The organism is Carnobacterium alterfunditum DSM 5972, assembly GCF_000744115.1.
In the GTDB taxonomy this organism is placed as follows: Bacteria; Bacillota; Bacilli; order Lactobacillales; family Carnobacteriaceae; genus Carnobacterium_B; species Carnobacterium_B alterfunditum.
The window spans coordinates 241,149-264,743 of the sequence record NZ_JQLG01000004.1 but is presented as its reverse complement, the minus strand read 5'-3'; the positions used below and the strand labels follow the sequence as shown (position 1 = coordinate 264,743).

The following is a 23,595-nucleotide window of genomic DNA, read 5'->3' as shown; positions in this document are numbered from 1 at the left end:
AAAAGGTAATGTTTAGTATTACAAATTGTAATTAGAAAAATGGTGGGATGACTTCTATAATAAGAATGTAAGCGCTTATACAATAAAAAATAAGGAGTGTCAGGGATGGAAAATAGAGAGCAAGTATTAAGCATGGAAGATAAAAAACAAGGATCAACATTGGAAAATAGAGAACAAGTATTGAAGGAAATGTATCCAGAAGATATCTTGAAATTTTCAGAAAATCTAACAGATGGAGAAATTGTTGTATTGCAACGTGTACGTAAAGCAGTAAACAAACATCTGAAACCAGTCATCAATGATTACTGGAAAAGAGGAGAATTTCCGTTTGAAGAATTCAAACATGTAGCAAAAACAGGATTAATAAGTGATCCTGCATTGTTTGAAAATCAACCGAACCAGTTTACGTGGCGAAATACTTACTTCTTATTCTTGGCATATGATTTGTACAAGTTCGATGCTTCGATCGCAACATTCTTTGGAGTACATGCAGGACTTGGTTACTTCTCCTTCTTATTAGGTGGCAGCCCAGAACAACAAATGAGATGGCTGCCAAAATTGCAAAATTTTGAATTGCAAACGTGTTTTGCCTTAACTGAACCAGAACATGGATCCGATACAGCTGCAGGATTATCAACTACTGCACGTCGTGAAGGAGACAAATGGATCATAAATGGTGAAAAACGTTGGATCGGTGGAGCTAGTTCAGCTGATTTGATTCCAGTATATGCGAGAGATTTGGAAGATAACAAAGTAAAATGTTTCATCGTAGAAAAAGGACAAAAAGGCTTAAGTGTAGATGATATCGATGACAAAATCGCTTTAAGAATCGTTCAAAATGGAAACATTCATTTGGACAATGTCGAAGTATCTGAAAGCAATCGTCTACAAAATATCAACGGATTTAAGGATGTCGCGAAAGTATTGTACGCAACACGTGCTGGAGTAGCTTATGCTGGGGCAGGAATGATGGCAGGCTCTTTAGAGGCAGCTCTTGAGTATACAACAAATCGAGTTCAATTTGGCAAACCGATTGCAAGTTTCCAACTGGTTCAAGAAAAATTAGCAAGAATGCAAGCAAATGCGGTCAATGCTTTAGCTTTAAGTGCTCGTTTAGCTGAATTACAAGAAAGAGGCGAATTCAGTGAGATCAATGCTTCTCTTGCTAAGATGAACAACTCTTTACGCTTAAGAGAAACAGCTGCACTTGGACGTGAAGTATGTGGTGGAAATGGGATCACGCTTGAAAGAAATGTTGCACGATTCTTTTGCGATGCAGAAGCTATTTATTCTTATGAAGGTACTCATGAAATGAACGCGTTGATCATCGGACGTAAATTGACTGGTATATCTGCTTTCGTTTGATCGAAACAACATAAAATAGATTGGAAGGTGTAAAGGATGACTTTTAAAGATCAATATCAATCTAAATTAAAAAGCTTGACTGAAGCTGCTTCGCAAATTCAAAGTAATGAAGTGATTTTGTCTAACCCAGTTGCTGCTATGCCGATCTCATTGATTACTGCTATAACTAAACGGTATGAAGAGTATGAAAATGTCAAATTATTTTCAGCATTTGTTATCCACCCGTTTGATTTCTTCACTAATCCAGAAGTTGCAGAGAGGATCAGATATCATTCTTTCTTCATGGGACCACTGGAACGTCAATTGGTTTCATACGGGACATTTTCAATCGATCCCGTCAACTTTTCTAATTTGAAACTGATGATTGAACAACGAGTAAAACCGACGACGTTTGTTTCGACTGTTTCTGAAATGGATGCAGATGGATACTTCAACTTCGGACCTATGGGTGTCACTATCGGAGAGGTCGGTAGCAGAGTAGCCGGAAAAGTCATTGTTCAAGTCAATAAAAATGTGCCAGAGGTTAATGGGACTCACAATAAAATTCATATCGATGATGTGGATATTATTGTTGAACAGGATGAGCAACTGCTTGAAGTTCCAGAGATACCCTCCAGCAATATCGATAAAAAAATTGCTGAGTGGATCGTTCCTCATGTAAGAGACGGATCTACTATCCAAATCGGTTTCGGAGGCTTGGCAAATGCTGTCAGTTATGGACTAGATAGTAAAAAAGACTTAGCTGTGCATACCGAAATGATCACAGAATCGATGGTGTACTTGACTGAAAAAGGTGTGATCTCTGGACCGATACGAGGCGGTTTCGCAATGGGAACACGTAAATTATACGACTTCAGTGGTCAGAATGGTCAGATCAGTATCGAACCGTTGCACCTTGTAAATGATCCATCGAGAATCGCTCAAATTGATAACTTTGTTTCCGTTAATGGCTGTTTGATGGCTGATTTGACTGGACAAGTGGTTTCAGAAGGAGCAGGTACACGATTTATCAGTTCTGTTGGAGGAGCCAATGACTTTGTACGCGGAGCAACTAAAGCTAAAGGCGGTCAAAGTTTCATCTGCTTATCTTCTACAAACAAAAATGAAAAAACAGGTGAAGTGACTTCTAATATTGTGTTCTCCTTCCCTAAAGCAACTCCAATAACGGTTCCACGGGCTGACGTTCAGTACCTTGTGACTGAGCATGGAATAGCTGATATGTTTAACAGAAGCATCGAAGACCGTGTAGAAGAAATGATTTCAATCGCAGATCCAGCTTTCAGAGAAGAATTGAGAGAACAAGCAATCAAGGCAGGCTACATCAAAAAATAATGCCAATGTCATTAACTTTAGTTTTTGGAGGTATAGAAATGAATATAAAAAAAGCAACAGTATTAGGTGCAGGAACAATGGGAGCTCAAATTGCTGCCTTGTTGGTCAATGCAGGTCTAAAAGTAAAACTATTAGATATCGTTTTAGATAAAGAGGATAAAAATAAACTGAGTAAAGGTGCATACGACAGAATTACACATCCCAAAAAGAGCATGCTGTATAATGCCGATTGGAATAAAAATTTGACGTACGGCAACTTTGAAGACGATTTAAAAGCAGGCGACGATTCCGATATCTTTATTGAGGCCGTCACCGAAAAATTAGCGATCAAACATGATTTGTGGCTAAAAGTGGCTGCTATTGCGAGGAAAGATGCAATTCTTGCTTCCAATACTTCTAGTATCCCAATCGGTGCTATTGCTAAACCACTTCCGGAAGAAGCAAAGGCAAGATTTGTAGGCGTGCATTTCTTTAATCCGCCACGCTACATGAAACTAGTGGAAATCATCCCTCATGAAGCAACTAATCCAGTTGTGACCGAGGATTTGAAAACATTTGTTTCGACCGTATTAGGCAAAGGTGCTGTTGACGCCAATGATGTCAGCGGGTTCGTTGCGAATCGAATCGGAACGTATTCAGCTTCTGATACTGCATACCGTGCAGAACAACTTGGTTTATCGATCACTGAAGTAGATGCTATTACCGGTAAAATCATTGGACGGCCGAAGACAGGGACATTCAGATTACTGGATATGGTTGGGATCGATATTGGCTACTTTGTGACAAAAACAATGATGTCCAATCCAGAAGAAACCGAGTATTTCAAAATGCCGAAACTGGTTGAAAAAATGGTTGCTTTGGGCAATCTGGGAGACAAAACAAAGCAGGGATTTTACAAAAAAGACGGCAGAAAACGCTTAGTATTTGATGTAAAAACTGAAACGTATGTTGAACCTAAACCCGTCGAATTGGCTATTTTAAAAGAATTTAGTCGTGATTTGACGAAAAACTTAACGACTATCTTTGAATCTGAAGATGAAGTGGGTATTTTCTTATGGGAAACGCTGCGCAATCTAATGTATTACTCAGCTATCAATGTACCTAAAGCAACAAATGAGTACATCAATATAGATCGAGCTATGGTTTGGGGTTACAACTGGTCTGTTGGACCATTCCAACTATGGGATATGATGGGCTTAGATAAAGTTAAAGCAAGAATGGAAAAAGAATTGGGTGAATTGCCTGAATGGATCAAGGAACGTAGCGAACCATTCTATCAAGAAGGCCAGAGCATTAGTCCAGCATCTAAACCAGAAGATTTCGCACACAAACAAGTCTGGAAAAAAGAAGACTCAGAATTATTTGCAACTCAAGACAACTTCTTGATGTTAGCGATGAGAACGCCAAATAATACGATCACTGTTGGATTTGAAGCAGATATCGTCAAAGCAGTCGATGTACTGGAAAAAGAAGATTATAAAGGATTATTGCTTTACTCAGATGGACCAAACTTCAGTGTTGGGGCCAATCTTTACTACATGAAGATGGCTATCGATCAGGAACTGGTCGACACAGAAACACGTAAAGGGTCAGAATTGTTCCACGAAGCCGTCAGACGGATGAAGTTTGCTTCTAAACCGATCGTGACAGCTGCAAAAGGCAGAGCGCTTGGTGGCGGTGCAGAATTAGTGATGGCCTCACCTTATGTAGTAGCTGCGGCTGAAACGTATATCGGTCTAGTAGAAGCGGGCGTTGGATTGATCCCTGGGGGCGGCGGTCTAGCTGAACTGGCTGATCGTGTGTACCGTCAAGATGTATCAAGAGCTGATAAGATACGTCAATTGGCCGATATTTTAACGCAAGTCTCAACAGGTCACGTGACGATGAGTGCTTATGAAGCACAACAAATTGGATTCTTGAAAGAAACAGACATGATCATTCAAAATGAAGAACTTGTATTTGAAGCAGCATTGCAAACTTTGCGATTGAAAGCTGCCTATAATTACATTCCAAATAACTTAGTTGAATACGAAGTGCTTGGAACAAACTTCAAAGCAATCGCAGCAGCTCAAGTCGATGCAATGGTCGATGGACACTTTGCTTCTAAATATGATGGTGTCGTTACCAGTGCTATTGCAGATGTGTTGGCAGGCGGAAATGTTCCTCTGGGCACCAAAGTCAATCAAAAATGGCTGCAAAAACTTTCAGAAGATAATTTCGTCAAATTGAGTAAGAATGAAAAAACATATGAACGCATTGTACACATGTTAGAGAAAAAGAAACCATTGAGAAATTAATATGATACTGCGGGGAAAGCCAAATCAGGATTTCTCCACAGTAAGCAGAAAGGATTTGGATATAATGCAAGAAGCTTACATCGTAGCATATGGAAGGTCAGCTGTAGCGAAAGGAAAGAAAGACGGAGCCTATTTTTATGATAGACCCGAAGACATCGCTGCTCAAGTGTTAAAAGGTGTTATTAACAGAGTTGAAGGCGATTTTGACCCTACTCTTATTGAAGATGTCATCGTAGGGTGTTCAACTCCAGAAGGTCTCCAAGGAAACAATATTGCACGTGCTATCGCTCTTAGAAGCGGACTTCCTGAAACAGTGGCTGGCCAAACGGTAAACCGCTTCTGTTCTTCAGGACTTCAAACGATTGCTACTGCCGCCAACGCTATTATAGCAGGCCAAGCAGAAGTACTGGCAGCAGGTGGTATCGAGTTCATGAGTTCTACTCAAATGGGTGGAAGCGAACCGTCAAATAGCCCATACCTACAAGAAAATGGGCCTAAAATCGCTGTTCCAATGGGAATGACGGCAGAAAATGTAGCTGAAAAATACAATGTCTCAAGAAAAGAGCAAGACCAATTTGGTGTTGAAAGTCACCAAAAAGCACATATTGCCCAAACAGAAGGCCGTTTTAAAGACGAAATCATTCCAGTAGAGATCCATCGTGTGAAAACGACAGGTGACAAAGTGGAAGTTACGACAGAAATGTTTGATCAAGATGAAGGGATCCGTCCGAACACAACGCTAGATGTTTTAGGAAAATTGCGTACCGTCTTTAAAGCAGACGGCAGCGTAACAGCTGGGACTTCTTCTCAAGTTAGTGATGGAGCTGGATTTGTCATCCTAATGTCTGGTGATAAGGTGAAAGAATTGGGAATCAAACCGATTGCTCGTTTCGTTTCCTTTAATGTTGCCGGTGTCGATCCTAAATTCATGGGTATCGGACCAGTATATGCCGTTCCTAAGGCATTAAAATTGGCTGGATTGAAACTAGATGACATGGACTTGATCGAATTCAATGAAGCATTTGCGGCGCAAGCTATCGCTTCTATGAATGAACTGGGCATGAACCGTGACATCGTGAATGTCAACGGAGGAGGTATTGCTTTAGGTCATCCACTAGGAGCAACTGGAGCCATCTTGACAGCTAAACTGCTGGGCGAAATGGCGAAGCGTCCTGAAACCAAATACGGTATGGTCACCATGTGTATCGGAATGGGTATGGGAGCAGCAGGCGTTTTTGAATATTTAAGATAAAACTGGTATAGAAAAGAATTTGAAAGCCTTACTCCCACATTAATTAGGAATTAATAATGTGGGAGTATTTGATTTGGTGTATAATTGAGTTGTACAAGTGACTAGTGTACTCACTTTTATCTTAATTTTTGTGAGGAGGAAAACATGAAGTTAGACATTGCTCAACTTAATTATTTTATTGCCATAGTCGATGCAAATTTAAATCTGACATTGGCCGCACAAAATATCCATGTGACCCAATCAGCACTAAGCCAGTTCATCATCAATTTTGAAAAAGAGGAGAACTTACAACTTTTTCATCGCAAGAATGGTCGTTTGACCGGTTTGACACCAAGTGGGGAAAAATTGTACGAGAAGGCGCTAGAAATAGTTGACAAACATCAAGATCTGCATGAAATGTTAAAGCAAGAAGCGCAAATCCAACAAGGAACGATCAGAGTTGGGATCTCGACGATTATTCTGCGGCTTTTTTTCACCAAGTTTATTCCGACTTTTATGATGAAAAACCCAGGGATCAAGATCGATATCGTCGAAGCAAATAACGAAGAACTAGTAAACATGCTGAACGAGAATCGCATTCATGCAGCTGTGTTGGACGATCCGACTAAATTGCATAAAGACAAGTTTGAAAAACACATATTAGCGTTGACTGAAGTAACAGCTTTCATGCACCCAAATCATCCATTGACCAAAGAAGAAAAATTGAATTGGAAAATGCTAGACAACCAATACGTAGCCACATTCAATAAAGGTTTTGCGACCAATACATTGGTGATGGATAAGCTGAAAAAAATGAAATCTCAAACAAAAGTATTGATCACGTCCGATTCTTGGGACTACATGGTCGAATCTACAACGCGTACCAATCTGATTGCGTTACTGCCCTCAGCCAATTTTAAAAAGTATTACAATTACTTAGATAACATAGGAGTGGTTGAAAAGCACTTCAATGATCCCATCATCTATACGACTGTCTTGTGTTTTCCGGTAAAAAAGAAATACAACAGCATCGAAAAGTTTGTCTACGATTCTTTTACCAAAGAATTCCCAGATTAGGACAGGAGTGAGGAACATAGATATCATTGAATCATTCACGCAAGCTCTTCAAGGAGACTTGGGGCAGGAAATACGGAAAAATACGATCGACCGTCCGTATACTTATGAGGATTTTAAAAAGTGGGAAAATTATTTTAAAGAAAAAGGGTTATACAAAGAAATTGCCGAAAAAAAGATAACCGAACAAAATATTCCAGCATTGTGCGAATTTATCTACACGCTTTCGCAATATTTTCCTTCTTTATCCTATTATTTTTTAAGTAAAATTTTGTTTGGGATCTTGGCTTTGAAATTCTCTGCCACCGAAGAACAAAAAGAAAAATATCTAGATAAATTAGTAGAGGAAGATCTATTCGCAACATTTGCAAGCAAAGAACTAGAAGCGGGTTTTGAATTAAGGAAAATGCAAACGGTTGCGCGTGAAACGAAAAACGGATGGGTAATCAGCGGAGGAAAAGAAGGTGTTGCCTGCACCAAAGAATCTGATCTTTTCCTTTTGTTGGCAAAAATCTCACTCCCATCGCAAGAAAAAAATCAATTTGGCCTTTTTTTATTAGAAAAAAATACGCCAGGTATCACAGTCCATTATAGTGAAAATAAAAAAAGTGCAAGTTCCCTACGCACGGCCACTCTGACGATCGACAACTTAGCTGTAGGGGAAGAACAATTTTTGGGTAGTTTGCAAAACAATCATGAGGTGTTCAAACAAGTCCTCGACTTGTGGAACCTCTTAGTAGCCGCACAATTATTGGGCATTACCCGGAGTGTTTTTGATCAAGGGCTCAATCATGCGTTAGAAATAAATCGCTTCGGGCAACGCTTCATGGATGCACCATATATCCAACAGCAATTTGCTCAATACAAAATCGAATTAGAGGTCACTGAGCAATACTTTTCAGCCATCAACCTTCAGACTCAGCCTTCGACGATCCAAGTGACTCAATTAAAGTATAAAGCGATGGAGGTGTCCCATGAGATCATTGATGGTGTTCTCGGTATTTTTGGGTCCGCCACACTTGCGCCTGATCATGTGTTAAGAAATTTCAAGAGTATTTCCGAGTCGGTAAAAAATATAGGTGAAACACCTGATTTTCATTTGAAAAAAATCAGTAAACAATGGAAAAAAATAAAAAACTAAAGGAGGAGTGCTTTTATGAATCAATTTTATGAAGAACGAAAAAATGAAAAGCAATCCTTTTTAACCGCACTTGGTGGGAAGTTGGAAAAGATAGAATCAGGTAAAGCCGTCCTCTCTTTGAAGAAAGAAGATTGGTTGACGCAACATCTAGGCTACTTCCATGGAGGAGTCATCACGTCATTGGCAGATTCGGCGGGGGGAGCAGCTGCTGTTACTATGGTACCTGAAAATTACCAAGTCGTGACTTCAGAATTAACGATGCATTTTCTTCGTCCAGCTGTTGCAGATGAGGTCATCGCCACAGCTGAAGTGATCAAACCAGGAAAACAATTGATCATCGTTGAATGTTCCGTAACAGACAAAGAAACTGGGAAACTGATTGCTAAAGCAATTGGTACCTGGATCCCCGTTAAAATAGAAGATGCCATGTTCAAAGGATGAATCCGCGAGTTATATATTTATTCGAAAATAAAGAAGGAGCTGGGACAGTTAAACTGTTCTAGCTCCTTCTTTTTGATTTACAATTTCTAGTGGTAGTGGAGCAGCTAAAACAGTTACCAAAAATTTTAGGTAAAACCTGATTTGACGAAAAAATAAGAATTATTTTGAGCTACTCCTTCGTCAACGGTGGTTTCACGAATGAGTGGCGTCTTTTTTGGCCTGAACTGCTACGAGCTGGGTAGTTTCATGAATGAGTAGCGTCGTTTTTGAACTTAACTGCTACGAGCTGGGTAGTTTCATGAATGAGTAGCGTCATTTTTGAACTTAACTGCTACGAGCTGGGTAGTTTGACGAATGAGTGGCGCCATTTTTGAGTGTTACTCCTTCATCAGACTTCGTCAAGCCCTTTTTTACAGCACTTCGTTCACAAAAAAGGCTGTTACTTGTCGCATTGTAATTGTTTTTACCAAATGACCTTCATTTTCGTCGGTGAAGAAAATATTCGGCAGTTCTTTGTGTTCTTCTGCAAAATCAGCAACGTCTTGATAAGGGACAACTTCGTCTTGTTTCCCATGCCAAATGAATAGTGACCGGCCGTCCAATGTTTCTGGATGCAGCGACAAATCATAATTTGGGATCCAATTCAACAGTTCATCCTGCACCTGAGGTAAGTAACGGTTTGATTTGCGGGCATATTGCACAAGGCGTTCTTGATAAGCTACTAATTTGGGTGAACCCATCAAGCAGGCTGCTGCTTTGATTTCCGGATGATGGGTCATCAAAGCGCAGGTCGTGATCCCGCCCATAGACGTTCCGCCGACTCCAATCACGTCACCAACGAGCCCGATTTTTTGAAAATGATCGATGATAAACGAAAATTCGAACAGATTTGTTTGAATGCTTTGCCAAAAGGTTAAAGCAGGAATTCTTGAAACAGGTTGCTTGCGCTCGCCATGATTCATGGCATCAGGTAATAATACCCGAAATCCTTTTTGTGCTAGATAACGAGCCTGAGTCAAATTCAGTTCTTTCGATGACTGCCAGCCATGGTAATAAATTATCAATGGCAGCAGAACATTGCGCTGCTCGCTCGATACCACCTCTAGTAACGGTATGGTTCCTAATGTTCTTTTTCGAATGATTATTTTCACTTTTTCCACCTCAATACTATCATATCAAAAAGGGGTCACTAAGTGAAAGAATTAACAGATTTAGCAGTGTTTTTTGATGAGCGAAAAATCTCAAGACAAGCAAAAGCAAATTTAAGATAGAATTAAGATACTGCATATAAGTGGTTTATGGTATCATAGTAAGGGAGTTTGAACTAAGATAATTTATCCAAGAAAGCGAGTGAACAAACTGATGGCTATTACTGAAGAGGACGTAAAACACGTCGCCAAATTAGCAAAACTAGAAATTAGTGATGAAGGCATTGCTCATTTCACAGAACAAATGGATGCGATCATCCACATGGTGGAACAATTAGAAGAATTAGATACTGAAAATGTACCGGTAATGATCCACGGCTTGCGTACATACAACGTTATGCGCGAGGACAAAGCAGTTCCAGGAACAGATCGTGCATTGCTGTTTACAAATGTAAAAACAGAAAAAGATGGCTTTATCAAAGTTCCTGCAATAATGGACAACGGGGAGGCAGGAGCATAGTATGAATATAACAAACTACACAATAGAAGAGTTGCATGATTTGCTTGTCAAAAAAGAAGTAACGGCTCAAGAAGTAGTAAAAGCCGTATTTGCTCGCATCAACGAGACAGAAGAAAAAATTGGCGCTTTTATTACATTGACTGAAGCAGAAGCTCTTGAACAAGCGCGTGAAATTGATGCAGCAGGTATTGACCCAACGAATATTCTGTCAGGTATACCGATTGGGATCAAAGATAACATCATAACAAATGGCACGCGTACAACAGCGGCTAGTAAAATATTAGAAGACTTTGTTCCTGTTTATGATGCAACAGTTACGAAAAAATTAAAAGAAGCAAACATGATCACTGTTGGGAAACTAAACATGGATGAATTTGCTATGGGCGGAAGTACTGAAACGTCTTATTATCATAAAACACACAACCCATGGAATCTGGATAAAGTTCCTGGTGGTTCTTCAGGTGGATCTGCAGCAGCAGTGGCAGCCGGTCAAATCCCAGTATCTTTAGGCACGGACACGGGCGGATCGATCCGTCAACCGGCAGCTTTTAACGGAATCGTTGGTATGAAACCGACTTATGGCCGCGTATCGCGTTTCGGTTTGATTGCTTTTGGATCAAGCTTAGACCAAATTGGACCATTGACACGCACCGTTAAAGATAATGCTTTAGTTTTAAATGCTATCAGCGGACATGATGCGAATGACTCTATGAGTTATGAAGGCGACGTTCCAGATTTCACTGCTGGTATTGAAGCAGGTGTTAAGGGAATGAAAATCGGTGTCCCAACAGAATATTTGAATGAGAAAGGCTTAGAACCAGGCGTGAAAGAAGCTGTTCTTAAAGCAATCGATACATTCAAATCATTAGGGGCTATCGTTGAGGAAGTCAGCTTGCCACACTCAAAATTTGGTGTGCCGGCTTACTATATCATTGCTTCATCTGAAGCTTCTTCAAACTTACAACGCTTTGACGGGGTCCGTTATGGTTACCGTTCAACAGAAGCAAAAACGCTTGATGAAGTTTTCATAAAATCACGTACAGAAGGCTTTGGTATGGAAGTGAAACGCCGGATCATGCTTGGGACATTCTCGTTGAGTTCAGGTTTTTATGATGCTCACTTTAAAAAAGCTGGCCAAACAAGAACATTGATCAGACTAGACTTCGACAAAGTATTCAAAGAATTTGATTTGATCTTAGGGCCAACAACACCAACGACTGCATTTGGCATCGGTGAACAAATCGATGATCCAATCGCAATGTACCTAAGCGATATCTTGACTGTACCGGTTAATTTAGCAGGTGTACCAGCTATCTCTATCCCATGTGGTTTTTCAAATGAGCTACCAGTCGGTCTGCAATTGATTGGAAACCATTTCGACGAACAAACGATTTATCAAGCAGCTTATGCTTTTGAACAAGCTACTGAATTTCATAAAGAAAAACCAAATGTGTAGGAGGAGAGAATCGATATGAACTTTGAAACAGTAATCGGACTAGAAGTCCACGTAGAATTAAAAACCGACTCAAAAATGTTCTCACCTGCTCCAGCTCATTTTGGTGCAGAACCGAACACAAATACAAATGTCATTGACTGGGGATACCCAGGTGTTCTACCCGTTATCAATAAAGGGGCAATCGAGTTTGGCATGAAAGCGGCTTTAGCCTTGAATTGTGAGATCGCAGAAGATACCAAATTCGATCGAAAAAACTATTTTTACCCAGACAATCCAAAGGCGTATCAAATCTCACAATTTGACCAACCAATTGGCTATAATGGCTGGATCGAGATCGAAGTAGAAGGCAAGAAAAAGAAGATCCGCATCGAACGTTTGCATTTAGAAGAAGATGCTGGGAAAAATATCCATGGAACAGATGGCTATTCATATGTCGATTTAAACCGTCAAGGAACACCACTAGTCGAGATCGTATCTGAAGCTGATATGCGCTCGCCAGAAGAAGCGTATGCGTATTTAGAAGCCATCAAGCAAATCATCCAGTACACAGGCGTAAGTGATGTAAAAATGGAAGAAGGCTCAATGCGTTGTGATGCCAATATCTCTATCCGTCCAATCGGGCAAGAACAATTTGGGACTAAAACGGAATTGAAAAACTTGAATTCCTTTAACTTTGTCCGCCGTGGTCTAGCTTTTGAAGAAAAACGTCAAGAAATGATCCTGTTGTCTGGCGGAGTCATTCAACAAGAAACAAGACGTTACGATGAAGCAACGGGCGATACTGTTTTGATGCGTGTCAAAGAAGGATCAAGCGATTACCGTTATTTTCCAGAACCTGATCTGCCAAATATCGTCATTGATGAAAAATGGGTCGAACGTGTAAAAGCAACGATCCCAGAAATGCCAAAAGATCGTCGCATTCGCTACATCAGTGAGCTGGATCTGCCAGAATACGATGCAATGGTCTTAACAGCGACAAAAGAAATGTCTGATTTCTTTGAAGGTACTTTAGCAAACGGAGCAGATGCAAAACAAGCTTCAAACTGGTTAATGGGTGAAGTTTCAGCGTACTTGAACAGTGAAAAATTAGAGCTGCATGAAACCAAATTAACAACTGGAAACTTAGCTGGTATGATCAATTTGATCGCCGATGGAACGATCAGTTCTAAAATAGCTAAAAAAGTATTCCGCGAATTGATCATAACTGGCGGAGACGCGCAAGAAGTCGTTGAAGCAAATGGGTGGATCCAACTAAGCGATCCAGCAAAATTATTGCCGATCATCAATGAGATATTAGATAAAAATGCACAATCGATCGAAGACTTTAAAAATGGAAAAGACCGTGCAGTTGGCTTCTTAGTCGGGCAAATTATGAAAGCGACAAAGGGACAAGCTAATCCAGGAGTTGTAAATAAACTATTAAATGATGAATTAAGCAAACGCTGATATCGGAGTGAAAGCAAAGGAGAAGTTTTATGCGAGCAAGAGTAATCTTTAATCCTACTTCGGGTCGTGAAATAGTAAAAAAACATCTAGTCGAGATCTTTCAAGTTTACGAAGAAGCAGGATACGAAACAAGTGCTTATGCGACAACACCTGAACCCAAATCTGCACAAAACGAAGCTGAAAGAGCAGCAAGAGCAGGCTTTGATTTGATTGTAGCAGCGGGCGGAGATGGCACGATCAATGAAGTCGTAAATGGGATGGCCGGTTTGAAAAAAAGACCAAAACTGGCTATCATCCCTGCTGGAACAACGAATGATTACGCTAGAGCTTTACACATTCCGCGAAATAACTTAGTAGAAGCAGCAAAAATCATCCATAAAAAACAATCGTTCTTTATGGATGTTGGAGAAGCCATTATGGGGAAAGACTTGTCTTATTTCATCAATATTGGCGGCGGTGGGATGATGACAGAATTAACCTACGATGTTCCATCACAACTGAAAACGATTTTTGGTTATTTAGCTTACTTTGTTAAAGGGGCCGAAATATTGCCGCGGATCAAACCGATCCCTATGCACATCGAATACGATGATGGGACCTTTGAAGGCGAAGCAACGATGTTTTTAGTGGCTCTTACCAATTCAATTGGTGGTTTCGAACAAATCGCTCCAGATGCGTTATTAGATGATGGCAAATTCACACTGATCATCGTGAAAACATCTAACTTGCCTGATGTGTTGCGTTTAGTGGCACAAGTCTTAAATGGCGGAAGGCACATTACCAATCCAAATATTTTATATAAGAAAACAAGTAAAATTATCGCGCGTCCAGGCAATGAATCAAAAATGATGATCAACTTGGATGGCGAATATGGCGGTAACGCACCGGTGGTATTCACAAACTTACATCAACACATTGAAATCATTGCCTCTACAGACGATCTTCAAAAAGCTGTTGACCATAAAGATGAAACCTCTGAAGTGTTAGAAGATGCCTTTATCAAGGAAGTTGAAGGCTTGACTAACAGCGATATCAACGGAGATGGCGAAATTCACTCTTCAACAAAAGAAGCTTATGAGAAATAATGAAAAAACTTTGAATTAAGACAAGTTTTCTTGTATAATTACGAGTCAGTACTCCATTTTCATATTTTTGAGAATTGGAAGAAATAATTTCAGTTAACCAAAAAGGTCATCACGAATAGTGTAGATTAGAATCATTAGATAACAACGTATTTTTAATCCCATCCCGTTTAGCCGGTCGAGTCAGGAACACTCCCAGTTAAGTGGATGATAGAAAGTATCAAATATCTGGCGTACTAACTGACAAAGGGAGTGTGACAAAAAGAGTATAGAACCGCATGAGTTGATGGGATCACGCAATCTGGTCATAGACTAGCGAGCTTGATTTGTGCAGCGAAATGGCCTCTTCTTTTTGGAACACGTTCTAGAATAAACACAATCGGATAAACAATAGACATGAAATAAGGTCATCGAAGGGAGCTTTTTTATGAAAGCAGATAAAGTAGTACCAGTACAAAAAAATGAAAAACACACCGTTAAAATTGAAGATTTAACACATGAGGGTTTTGGAGTAGCAAGAATCAAAGGCTATTCGCTCTTTATTGAAAATGCCTTACCAGGCGAACAAGTAGAAGTCAAGATCCACAAAACTGGGAAATCTTTTGGTTATGCAAAAGTTATGAACCGTTTGAACTCAAGTGAAGACCGTGTCGTGATCCAAGATGAAAATTACACACGCGTAGGCATCACGCCTTTGCAACACATGAGATACCCAGCACAATTAGACTTTAAAAAACAACAAGTTATCAATAGCTTGCAACGTATCGCAAAATTACCAGATGTACCCGTATACGATACGATTGGAATGGCTAATCCATCAGGATACCGTAACAAAGCTCAAATTCCGGTACGTAAAATCGATGACAAATTAACGACTGGCTTTTTCCGTAAAAACAGTCATGAAGTGATCCCAATGGAAAACTTCTACATTCAAGATCCTAAAATCGACGAAGCAATCATTGCGGTCCGCGATATTATGCGTGTTTACGGCGTTAAACCGTATAATGAAAATGAAAACATTGGGAACTTGCGTCACATCATCGTTCGCCGTGGGTATTACACTGGGGAAATCATGATTGTTTTAGTGACAAGAACAGCTAAATTATTCCCAACAAGTAAAATCATTCCAGATATTCTTGAAGCTATTCCAGAAGTTGTCAGCATTGTGCAAAATGTCAATCCTAAACACACGAACGTTATTTTAGGTGAAGACTCAATTGTTTTATATGGTGAAGACAAATTTAAAGACACATTGTTAGGCAACACATTTGAAATCTCTCATCGCTCATTCTATCAAGTTAATCCGCTTCAAACTGAAAAATTGTATCAAACTGTTTTAGACTTTGCTGAATTAACAGGCGAAGAAACCGTTATTGATGCATACAGTGGGATCGGAACGATCACGTTGACATTAGCTAAAAATGCTAAACACGTTTATGGTATCGAAGTAATCGAACCAGCAGTCGAAAACGCTAAAGCAAATGCTGAATTGAACAACATTGATAACGTAACATTTGAAGCAGGCGCTGCTGAAGAAGTTATGGTTGCCTGGGCTGAAGAAGGCCGTACAGCTGATTTATTAGTTGTTGACCCTCCTCGTAAAGGACTTGAAAAAGAATTTACAGATGCCGTTATTGCAATGAAACCTACTAAAATGATTTACGTAAGCTGTAACCCAGCTACGTTATCTCGTGACTTAGCATTGTTAACTGAAGGCGGATATACGGTTAAGAAAGTTCAACCAGTAGATCTTTTCCCTCAAACAACACACGTGGAAAGTGTTACTTTATTGACTAGAAATTAAATCTATGAACCCTTGAGAATGCCGTGATTGCGGTGTTTTCAGGGTTTTTTTTGGGCTCTACGTCAAATGGTGTGGATGAGCTAAATTTAGTTGGAAATAACGTCTTGTTTAAGCAGCGCGAGAAGATTCTCTCACGCTGCTTTTTTTTGCTTTAAAACTAATCAAAATACGACATCTAAAGTTCTGAAAATTCCGATAACCATAAGCAACCCGTTTGATGACTTTTATTTTATTGATTGACCCTTCTAAAGCACCGTTAGAATAGGGATACATAAAAGTATGTTTTATCCTAGGCAAGTGTTTACGCAGGGTTTTAAGGGCAGTCTGCATAAAAGGAGATAACTCTTTAGGAGAAGCCTTAAGTACAAGGTCTTTAAACCCTTTATAGTCATTTTTTTTAGAATAATAAAGAAGATTTTGATACAAATCATACGTCGCTTTAAGAGTCTCGTCGAGCGTAAGTAGGTAGTCGATGATTTCTGTATTCGGTAAAGGTTTTTTAAAGAGTCGTTGATAGCGGTAATCCTTAAAATTTAAGTCGTCTGAATCCTTTAACAGGAGTTGCCAGTACCTTTTAAATTTTCTGTAATTCTTTAAATCTTCTGAATTAGAGGTATGGAATTGTTTCATTGTTTGAACTCTGGTTTGATTCAACGAGCGTGATATCAACTGAACGATATGGAAACGGTCAATGATCACTTTAGCATTAGGAAAGAGATCTTTAACTAATGTAAAGTAGGCCGCGTTCATGTCTACGACAATCGTTTTTACGTTCATCCTCGTCTTATAGGGATAGCGAAGAAAGTGACGGCGTAAAGCTAGTAGCAGCCGAGTTGGCAAGATATCGATTGGTTCATGTGTGTCTGCATTCGAATAAATAAAGCTCATTTTTCCTTCGACGTTTTTAACGGATTGAAATTCATCGAAAGAGAGGTGTTGCGGCAAGGATTTGAAGGTATTTTTAACAGACTGATTGAGTTGTTTCAAGACTCTGTCTACAGTGGTAGGAGAAACAAAATGCCGTTTAGACAGGTCTTTTATAGAAATAGTGTCGGCTAATTCAACCGCGATAGACTGTTTGACCCGTTTAGCGATGAAGCAACCTTCTTCAATTTCAGGAGAACGTGCAACAAAGGTAACACCGCATGCTCTACAAAGAAACCGCTGCTTCTTTAATCGAATAGACGTTGCATAATGAGTCGAACTGACCCATTTAACCCTAGAGGTTAAATACCCATTCTTTACAATAGAGTAGGCGTGGTTCTTCATCCCACAACACTCACAGTGAGTGGGTTTGTACGTTAAAGTGGCATAGAAAACTTTTGATCTGAACCCTTTGATTCGTTTCTCCTCGCAAAATTTTTCATCAAAAAAGATATTTTTATCTTTTAAATCAAGTGCAGTTCGGATACAATTATTATGAGACATATGAATTTTCCTTTCTAGTGGGTTGTCGTGACTTTATTCTAACTGGAAAATTCATTTGTTTCTATTTTTTTATAAAAAAATAGGTGCGAATGAATTTCTTCATCCACACCAAAAATTATACAGCCTTTTTTTGATTTTAGAGAGCGAGAAAATTGCTGGATTTTAGGTATATTTTAAGGGGAAGCGAAATAAATGGTTAGTTGTTCTCACATGTCTGGAAGCAGCATCAATAATTTCCGGATCTTCATTGATATTATTCGTTTCTACGATTGTAGTTAAATTAGTATCGTAACTTGAAGCAAGAAGGTGAGTGTATGAATTACATCACAACTAAAGAAGCTGCTGAAAAGTGGGGCATAACTAAAAGAAGGATTCAATTTCTATGTCGTCAAGGTAAAATTGAAGGAGTTGTACGCTTAGCTGGGGTATGTGCGATTCCTAAAGATTCAAAAAAACTGAAGATAATCGACAGAAAAAATAAGTGCATGGAGGGTACTGTGTTAAATGAGAGTCAAAAGAAATATCTTATACAACTCTGATTTGTCAAATTAAGTTAGACAAAATATCTTCATCCATGTAACCCAAGAATACTACCAATTGTGTCTGATACTTCAATGGTTTTCTTGGAATATGATTTCTCTTGTCTGGAACGGATGAAACAAAGGATTGGTCGACTTGATTAAAGTCTATTTCTTTTGGCAATCCATCTTTTCGAAGCAAACCATTAGAATTTTCGTTCAAAGAGCGTGGTGAAGGTGTTCCAGGATCCGCGAAATAGATGGCAACATCATGTCGATTGTTTAATGATTTCCAGTTAGAAAATTCCTTTCCACAATCAAACGTGATGGAGGTGGAATAAGTTTCTTGGAATAACTTAAAACGATTGATCCATAGCTATTTCAATGTCACTGGCCTTTCGTCCATTGGGTTTCAAGGTAATAAAATTCTAGCATCACTAGCTCATCAGTGGTAAGGTGGGTGAAGGTCATTCATGATCACTCCTATGTATTCTTTTGTCGGAATTGCATGTTGAGTTTACCACGAATGGCTTTTTAATTTGTCTAGCCTAAATTTACAATCGGCGATTTTAATAGTAGCTTTAATTAAGTCAAAGTAAAAAGCAATATTTAAATGACAATTTAGAGGGAACAATTCATCTAACCACTAAAAAATACTATATGTGTAAATAATATAAATATATTACTTTTGAACTCGCAATACATATGGAGATGGTAGTCTTGATGTCAATGGTTAATATGTTAAAAATCTAGTAAATTCAACATGATGGAGATGAATAAAAATGGCTAAAGATAAAAAAATGAGTTTTAATGCCACTTGGTCGATGGCTGTGGGTGGTATGGTAGGTGGTGGGATATTTTCAGTATTGGGTGTCATTATAGGTATAGCTGGTCAATGGGCTTGGTTAAGCTTTGTATTAGCTGGATTTACAGCCCTTATATCAGCGCATAGCTATAGCCAATTATCGATTAAGTACAAGAAGAGCGGCGGGGCATTTACTTTTTTAAATGAAATTGATCATGAAGGTATAGCTGGCAGTTTATCATGGTTACTCATTTTGGGGTATATTTTAACCATGTCTGTTTATGCATTTACGTTTGGTCATTATGTTAGTTATATTTTTGATTTGGGCAGTTGGTTTCCAAGGATACTTGCATTCTCTATTATCGCTGTACTGGCATTGGTAAATTTAAGGGGTGTCGGTGATTTATCACGAGTTGAAATAATAACAGTATGGGGAAAATTATTTATTTTACTAGGGCTTTCAATATTTGGAATATTAGATTGGAATCCAGAACAACTTACTTCTGGAATCGAAATGAAAAGTGCGAGTAATGCAATTGTTGGAGCAGCAACCATATTTATGGCATATGAAGGATTTCAACTTCTGTCATACGATTATGAAGATATTAAAGAGCCTGAAAAGACATTACCCAGAGCAACTATTTCAGCCGTTATTGCCGTTATTGGGATATATATATTAGTTGCATTGGGTGCCACAATGTTGGTTGGTGCTGAAACATTGATTCAAGAAAAAGAAGTTGCCTTAGCAATTGCAGGAAAACAAGCTTTTGGAATTGCCGGATTGATTCTAGTTACCATTGCTGCTACATTTTCAACTGCTTCAGCCATTAATGCGACATTGTTTTCTACGGGAAGGTTAATGGAAACCGTTGCTAAAAAGAAAGATCTACCACAATTGTTTGTAAAAGAAAATCAAGCTAATATACCTTTTTATGCCATCCTCATTATTGCGGCACTGGCTGCAATATTAGCGACTCTTGGATCATTAGATGTACTCGTAAGTGCTGCTAGTCTTATTTTCTTAGTCACTTTCGGCATAGTCAATTATATTGGATTTTTACAAAAAATCAAATACAGAGTACTATCTTTTTTAGGTGCTATTGCTTGTTTAATTGCGATAGTTCTTTCGTCTTATGAACAGTTAAAAAGCAATCCAATACCACTGATTGTCATGGTATCATTAATACTTCTAGTTCTGATTGGCAGACCTTATCTTATGAAGAAAATAAATGGTTAAACATGATCCTGAATCATATCTACGGGGATATTTTAAGCGGTGCCGATTGAAAAGCAGTATTGAAGTAATGTCACTAGGGTTCTTCAGCAAGGGTACTAAATAAAAATTACCTCGTTCAATTTGTTGAATTGCATAAGACTAATGTGATAGCCTACGTGGAAAGTGTTACCTTATTAGTCCGCGACTAGTCATAGAGAAAATAGAAGCAACCCATTAATTGAATGGGTTGCTTTTTTTTTGGCTATGTGACTTTTGGTATAGATGATTAAAAAATTGCTTCTGGAATCGACGGGTTAGATTGTGGGGAGCCACTCCTTCGTGAAAGTGCCTTACACGACGAAGTAGAGTAGAAAAGCTGCATCACTGTTTCGTGAAGCAGCTTTAGACGAATGAGTGGCGACGAAAAAAGTTGTCACTCATTCGTCAAAAGTGGTTTCACGTAGAAGTAAAGCCTAAAAAAGATGCCACTCATTCGTGAAAGGAAAATTGGATGCTTTTCCTAAGACTTGTTAGTTGCAGATAGAAGGATAAGCTTGGTAAACTGAAGAAAATTATGCACCTTGCTTTAAAATTGAAAGGAGTTGCTTAGTATGAAATACTTGAGCGTTTATTTGTTAAGTGCCGTCGTCCTTTTAGGTGCTTGTGCTCCAGCAGAAGAAACTAGTAAAGTTACTTCATCTGAAACAAGCTCATCCGAAACCACCTCAACCGAAGAGTCCTCCGATTCCAGCAAACAAAGCAGCCAAACAACTGAAACAAAATCTTTCGAGCCCCTTGATCATGAACTAGTTGAAGCATACCCGAATCTTACTTTTGATCAACCGTTGCATTATACGACCGCCGATGATGGCACAAATCAGGTTTTTGTCGTTGAGCGAACTGGTAAAATCAAAGTTTTTGAAAATGAAGAGGAAGCAACTGAAGCCAAGGTAGTTGTTGATCTAAGCACAAAAATCGATTTTAACGGGCAAGAAAAAGGCTTACTGGGATTAGCTTTTGATCCGGAATTTGAAGAAAACGGCTACTTTTATGTCAACTACACAACGAAGGAAACGACAGTAATCTCACGGTTCACAACAGATCCGACGAATGTAGCTGAGGTAGATCTAACGAGTGAAGTGATTTTGCTGGAATTTCCTCAGCCGTATGCGAATCATAATGGGGGCCATCTTGCATTTGGTCCAGATGGTTATTTGTACATCGCGACCGGTGATGGAGGATCAGGCGGTGATCCGCAAAGGAATGCACAAGACCTGACTAAAATCTATGGTAAATTGTTAAGGATCGATATTAACGCGGCTGATGGAGATAAAAATTACGGCATTCCTGATGACAATCCTTATAGCGACAACACAACGGGATATGTCGAAGAAATCTTTGCCTATGGTCTCAGGAATCCATGGAAATTTAATTTTGATGAAAAACGTGATTTGCTTATTGCAGCTGATGTGGGACAGAATGCGATGGAAGAAATCAATTTGATCGAAAAAGGCGGCAACTACGGGTGGAATATCATGGAAGGGACGCTAGAGCATCGAGCCTCAGATGAAGCCGATATGACTGAACTCGAGGCACCTATTTGGGAATATGACCATTCTTTAGGCCAGTCCATAACGGGTGGCTATACCTATTATGGTGAAGAAAATCCAAGTTTAGACGGCGTCTATCTTTATGGCGACTTTATTACTGGGAAGATTTGGGGCTTGTGGCTCGACGAAGACCAGCAAGTAGAAAATGTCGAATTAGCGGATACCGAATTGATGATCTCGTCTTTTGGTGTGGATGAACAAGGCGAACTGATCATAGTAGACTTTAATGGCAAATTGTATAAACTGACCGAACAAGAATAAGTAAATGATAAAACTTTTTGACCTGAATAATTCATACTTTTTCAAAAAATAAAATTGGTTTGAGTAGATCCTTTCTAAAAAGGTGTATCATTTGATGTTTCTGTATAAAAAAGTTAGACTATAAATGTGAGTTTACAAATGTAAACGGATGTGAATAAGAGAAGAAAGGAAGTTAGGTAGATTATGAATAAGAAGAGAATCATTAGCGGGGTAATAACCTTATCCTCTTTAGTTTTGCTAGCGGCTTGCTCACCTCAAGAAAGTGAATCACCTCAAGAAAGTGAAAATCAGTTGTCATCTGAAAATAGCTCCGATTCTCAAATGATTAGTGAATCAGAAGATATGTATAATGATATGGACGACATGATGCATGATGATGAAGGGGAGATACCAGAAGGCTTGCAAGAGGCAGAAAACCCAACTTATTCAGTTGGAGATAAGGTGACTATCCAAACCAATCACATGGAAGGTATGGAAGGTGCTACCGGAACAGTCGTAGGTGCATTTGATACAGTTGCTTATGAAGTGACTTACAAACCAACGGACGGAGATTCCATAGTAGAAAACCATAAATGGGTCTTGAAAGAAGAAATACCAGAGGCGCGCAATCAAGAAGAACCTTTGAGTGAAGGAACAGAAGTGACTCTAGAGGCAAGCCACATGGAAGGTATGGAAGGTGTGACTGCCACCATAGATTCTGCTGAAGAGACAACCGTTTATATGCTGGATTTTCAACCAACAGATGGTGGGGAAATGGTCAAAAATCATAAATGGGTTACAGAAGATGAATTATCACCAGAATAGAGGATAGTTAAAGATTATCTGCACAATTATTTAAGACTGTTCTAGTCCCAAAAGCTCTGACTGATATTTTATTAGCTAGAGCTTTTTACTTGTGAGATAAAACAAATATAGTACCTTAACGGATCCAGAGACGTGTTTTTATTTGGTAAATGTAAGATTCCTTTCTTCCTACTCATAGTGATGTGTTTTAACGCCCAAATTAGTTGTGATATAATTAGATAAAATAACGATTATTCTAAAAAAGGAAAGTGATATAAAGATGGCGATATCTATTAAAGTGGATGATGCAGTACAGGAATGGATGAAGAAGAAAAGTCGGACGATAATAACTGTTTCACTTAAAGCAACTCGCACCTGTTGCGTGGGTATAGAAGATGTAGATATTTCATATAAAAACCCTCAAAATAACAACTATATGTTGATTCAACACAATGGCCTTTTTATTTATCTTGATAAAGCATTGCCTTTGATGAAGAACGAGCTGCATTTATCTATGATGGGTAAATCTATTTTTTCTTCTATACATATAGAGGGCTTAAAGGTTCGGTGATATTCGGTATTATTGAAGTTATAACTTGGTATGTTAATTGGATCTATTAAAAAAATCATTTATAGG

Annotated in this window: 19 protein-coding genes and 1 pseudogene; 17 read left to right on the top strand and 3 right to left on the bottom strand. The window is 38.9% G+C overall.

From position 1 onward, the window contains the following. Positions 1-159 precede the first annotated feature (159 nt). The 7 genes from fadE (at position 160) to BR50_RS01760 (ending at position 8,881) form a co-directional block, all read left to right on the top strand. On the top strand, positions 160-1,365 hold the full coding sequence (gene fadE, locus BR50_RS01790; protein WP_143298390.1) for an acyl-CoA dehydrogenase FadE: 1,206 nt from the start codon (positions 160-162) through the stop codon (positions 1,363-1,365). A gap of 36 nt (positions 1,366-1,401) precedes the next feature. Further along, complete coding sequence (locus BR50_RS01785) at positions 1,402-2,697, top strand: acetyl-CoA hydrolase/transferase family protein (RefSeq protein ID WP_034545607.1); 1,296 nt, start codon at positions 1,402-1,404, stop codon at positions 2,695-2,697. Positions 2,698-2,735: 38 nt separating this feature from the next. Further along, positions 2,736-4,994: a 3-hydroxyacyl-CoA dehydrogenase/crotonase FadB gene (gene fadB, locus BR50_RS01780; RefSeq protein WP_034545605.1), complete on the top strand. Its 2,259-nt coding sequence runs from the start codon at positions 2,736-2,738 to the stop codon at positions 4,992-4,994. Positions 4,995-5,058: 64 nt separating this feature from the next. Continuing rightward, positions 5,059-6,246, top strand: coding sequence for a thiolase family protein (locus tag BR50_RS01775; RefSeq protein ID WP_034545603.1), 1,188 nt, complete (start codon positions 5,059-5,061; stop codon positions 6,244-6,246). Between the two features lie 144 nt (positions 6,247-6,390). Further along, a complete protein-coding gene (locus BR50_RS01770) occupies positions 6,391-7,302 on the top strand; it encodes a LysR family transcriptional regulator (protein ID WP_034545601.1) in 912 nt (303 codons plus the stop codon). Between the two features lie 7 nt (positions 7,303-7,309). Continuing rightward, positions 7,310-8,440 carry an acyl-CoA dehydrogenase family protein gene (locus BR50_RS01765; protein WP_245792806.1) on the top strand — a complete coding sequence of 377 codons (1,131 nt, stop codon included), beginning with the start codon at positions 7,310-7,312 and terminating at the stop codon, positions 8,438-8,440. 15 nt (positions 8,441-8,455) lie between these two features. Then, positions 8,456-8,881, top strand: coding sequence for a PaaI family thioesterase (locus tag BR50_RS01760; protein ID WP_034545598.1), 426 nt, complete (start codon positions 8,456-8,458; stop codon positions 8,879-8,881). 410 nt (positions 8,882-9,291) lie between these two features. Here the strand turns inward: BR50_RS01760 and BR50_RS01755 are convergent, their stop codons facing one another. Continuing rightward, complete coding sequence (locus tag BR50_RS01755) at positions 9,292-9,945, bottom strand: alpha/beta fold hydrolase (RefSeq protein WP_425429670.1); 654 nt, start codon at positions 9,943-9,945, stop codon at positions 9,292-9,294. A 298-nt stretch (positions 9,946-10,243) separates the two neighbouring features. Here BR50_RS01755 and gatC point away from each other — a divergent pair, with 298 nt between their 5' ends. From gatC to rlmD, 5 genes are all read left to right on the top strand, one after another. Beyond that, on the top strand, positions 10,244-10,549 hold the full coding sequence (gene gatC / locus BR50_RS01750) for an Asp-tRNA(Asn)/Glu-tRNA(Gln) amidotransferase subunit GatC (protein ID WP_034545592.1): 306 nt from the start codon (positions 10,244-10,246) through the stop codon (positions 10,547-10,549). Between the two features lies 1 nt (position 10,550). After that, complete coding sequence (gene gatA, locus BR50_RS01745; protein WP_034545589.1) at positions 10,551-12,005, top strand: Asp-tRNA(Asn)/Glu-tRNA(Gln) amidotransferase subunit GatA; 1,455 nt, start codon at positions 10,551-10,553, stop codon at positions 12,003-12,005. A 15-nt stretch (positions 12,006-12,020) separates the two neighbouring features. After that, a complete protein-coding gene (gatB, locus tag BR50_RS01740) occupies positions 12,021-13,451 on the top strand; it encodes an Asp-tRNA(Asn)/Glu-tRNA(Gln) amidotransferase subunit GatB (protein ID WP_034545586.1) in 1,431 nt (476 codons plus the stop codon). A gap of 29 nt (positions 13,452-13,480) precedes the next feature. Beyond that, complete coding sequence (locus BR50_RS01735; protein WP_034545583.1) at positions 13,481-14,536, top strand: diacylglycerol kinase; 1,056 nt, start codon at positions 13,481-13,483, stop codon at positions 14,534-14,536. Positions 14,537-14,960: 424 nt separating this feature from the next. Then, entirely contained in the window at positions 14,961-16,337 is a 1,377-nt protein-coding gene (gene rlmD / locus BR50_RS01730; RefSeq protein ID WP_034545579.1) for a 23S rRNA (uracil(1939)-C(5))-methyltransferase RlmD, read from the top strand. A gap of 108 nt (positions 16,338-16,445) precedes the next feature. Here the strand turns inward: rlmD and BR50_RS01725 are convergent, their stop codons facing one another. Further along, positions 16,446-17,765 carry an ISL3 family transposase gene (locus tag BR50_RS01725; RefSeq protein ID WP_034545577.1) on the bottom strand — a complete coding sequence of 440 codons (1,320 nt, stop codon included), beginning with the start codon at positions 17,763-17,765 and terminating at the stop codon, positions 16,446-16,448. A 314-nt stretch (positions 17,766-18,079) separates the two neighbouring features. Between BR50_RS01725 and BR50_RS01720 the strand changes: the two genes are divergently transcribed. Next, a complete protein-coding gene (locus BR50_RS01720) occupies positions 18,080-18,304 on the top strand; it encodes a MerR family transcriptional regulator (RefSeq protein WP_034545575.1) in 225 nt (74 codons plus the stop codon). A gap of 4 nt (positions 18,305-18,308) precedes the next feature. Here BR50_RS01720 and BR50_RS12525 read toward each other — a convergent pair. After that, positions 18,309-18,705, bottom strand: a pseudogene (locus BR50_RS12525) (IS30 family transposase); the annotation flags it as partial. A gap of 360 nt (positions 18,706-19,065) precedes the next feature. Between BR50_RS12525 and BR50_RS01715 the strand changes: the two are divergent. From BR50_RS01715 to BR50_RS01700, 4 genes are all read left to right on the top strand, one after another. Then, the gene (locus BR50_RS01715) at positions 19,066-20,325 is read left to right on the top strand and encodes an APC family permease (protein ID WP_034545571.1); all 1,260 of its coding nucleotides are present in this window, start codon (positions 19,066-19,068) and stop codon (positions 20,323-20,325) included. 590 nt (positions 20,326-20,915) lie between these two features. Further along, entirely contained in the window at positions 20,916-22,175 is a 1,260-nt protein-coding gene (locus tag BR50_RS01710) for a PQQ-dependent sugar dehydrogenase (RefSeq protein WP_074200272.1), read from the top strand. Between the two features lie 183 nt (positions 22,176-22,358). Beyond that, on the top strand, positions 22,359-22,979 hold the full coding sequence (locus BR50_RS01705) for a YdhK family protein (RefSeq protein WP_034545569.1): 621 nt from the start codon (positions 22,359-22,361) through the stop codon (positions 22,977-22,979). Positions 22,980-23,238: 259 nt separating this feature from the next. Beyond that, the gene (locus tag BR50_RS01700) at positions 23,239-23,529 is read left to right on the top strand and encodes a hypothetical protein (protein ID WP_034545567.1); all 291 of its coding nucleotides are present in this window, start codon (positions 23,239-23,241) and stop codon (positions 23,527-23,529) included. The last annotated feature ends 66 nt before the right edge of the window (positions 23,530-23,595 follow it).

What these genes read in the sequence shown, in the direction of transcription:
- BR50_RS01785 (WP_034545607.1), top strand. Translation starts at nt 1,402, where the DNA reads ATGACTTTTAAAGATCAATATCAATCTAAATTAAAAAGCTTGACTGAA.
- fadB (WP_034545605.1), top strand. Translation starts at nt 2,736, where the DNA reads ATGAATATAAAAAAAGCAACAGTATTAGGTGCAGGAACAATGGGAGCT.
- BR50_RS01775 (WP_034545603.1), top strand. Translation starts at nt 5,059, where the DNA reads ATGCAAGAAGCTTACATCGTAGCATATGGAAGGTCAGCTGTAGCGAAA.
- BR50_RS01770 (WP_034545601.1), top strand. Translation starts at nt 6,391, where the DNA reads ATGAAGTTAGACATTGCTCAACTTAATTATTTTATTGCCATAGTCGAT.
- BR50_RS01760 (WP_034545598.1), top strand. Translation starts at nt 8,456, where the DNA reads ATGAATCAATTTTATGAAGAACGAAAAAATGAAAAGCAATCCTTTTTA.
- gatC (WP_034545592.1), top strand. Translation starts at nt 10,244, where the DNA reads ATGGCTATTACTGAAGAGGACGTAAAACACGTCGCCAAATTAGCAAAA.
- gatA (WP_034545589.1), top strand. Translation starts at nt 10,551, where the DNA reads ATGAATATAACAAACTACACAATAGAAGAGTTGCATGATTTGCTTGTC.
- gatB (WP_034545586.1), top strand. Translation starts at nt 12,021, where the DNA reads ATGAACTTTGAAACAGTAATCGGACTAGAAGTCCACGTAGAATTAAAA.
- BR50_RS01735 (WP_034545583.1), top strand. Translation starts at nt 13,481, where the DNA reads ATGCGAGCAAGAGTAATCTTTAATCCTACTTCGGGTCGTGAAATAGTA.
- rlmD (WP_034545579.1), top strand. Translation starts at nt 14,961, where the DNA reads ATGAAAGCAGATAAAGTAGTACCAGTACAAAAAAATGAAAAACACACC.
- BR50_RS01725 (WP_034545577.1), bottom strand. Translation starts at nt 17,765, where the DNA reads ATGTCTCATAATAATTGTATCCGAACTGCACTTGATTTAAAAGATAAA.
- BR50_RS01720 (WP_034545575.1), top strand. Translation starts at nt 18,080, where the DNA reads ATGAATTACATCACAACTAAAGAAGCTGCTGAAAAGTGGGGCATAACT.
- BR50_RS01715 (WP_034545571.1), top strand. Translation starts at nt 19,066, where the DNA reads ATGGCTAAAGATAAAAAAATGAGTTTTAATGCCACTTGGTCGATGGCT.
- BR50_RS01710 (WP_074200272.1), top strand. Translation starts at nt 20,916, where the DNA reads ATGAAATACTTGAGCGTTTATTTGTTAAGTGCCGTCGTCCTTTTAGGT.
- BR50_RS01705 (WP_034545569.1), top strand. Translation starts at nt 22,359, where the DNA reads ATGAATAAGAAGAGAATCATTAGCGGGGTAATAACCTTATCCTCTTTA.
- BR50_RS01700 (WP_034545567.1), top strand. Translation starts at nt 23,239, where the DNA reads ATGGCGATATCTATTAAAGTGGATGATGCAGTACAGGAATGGATGAAG.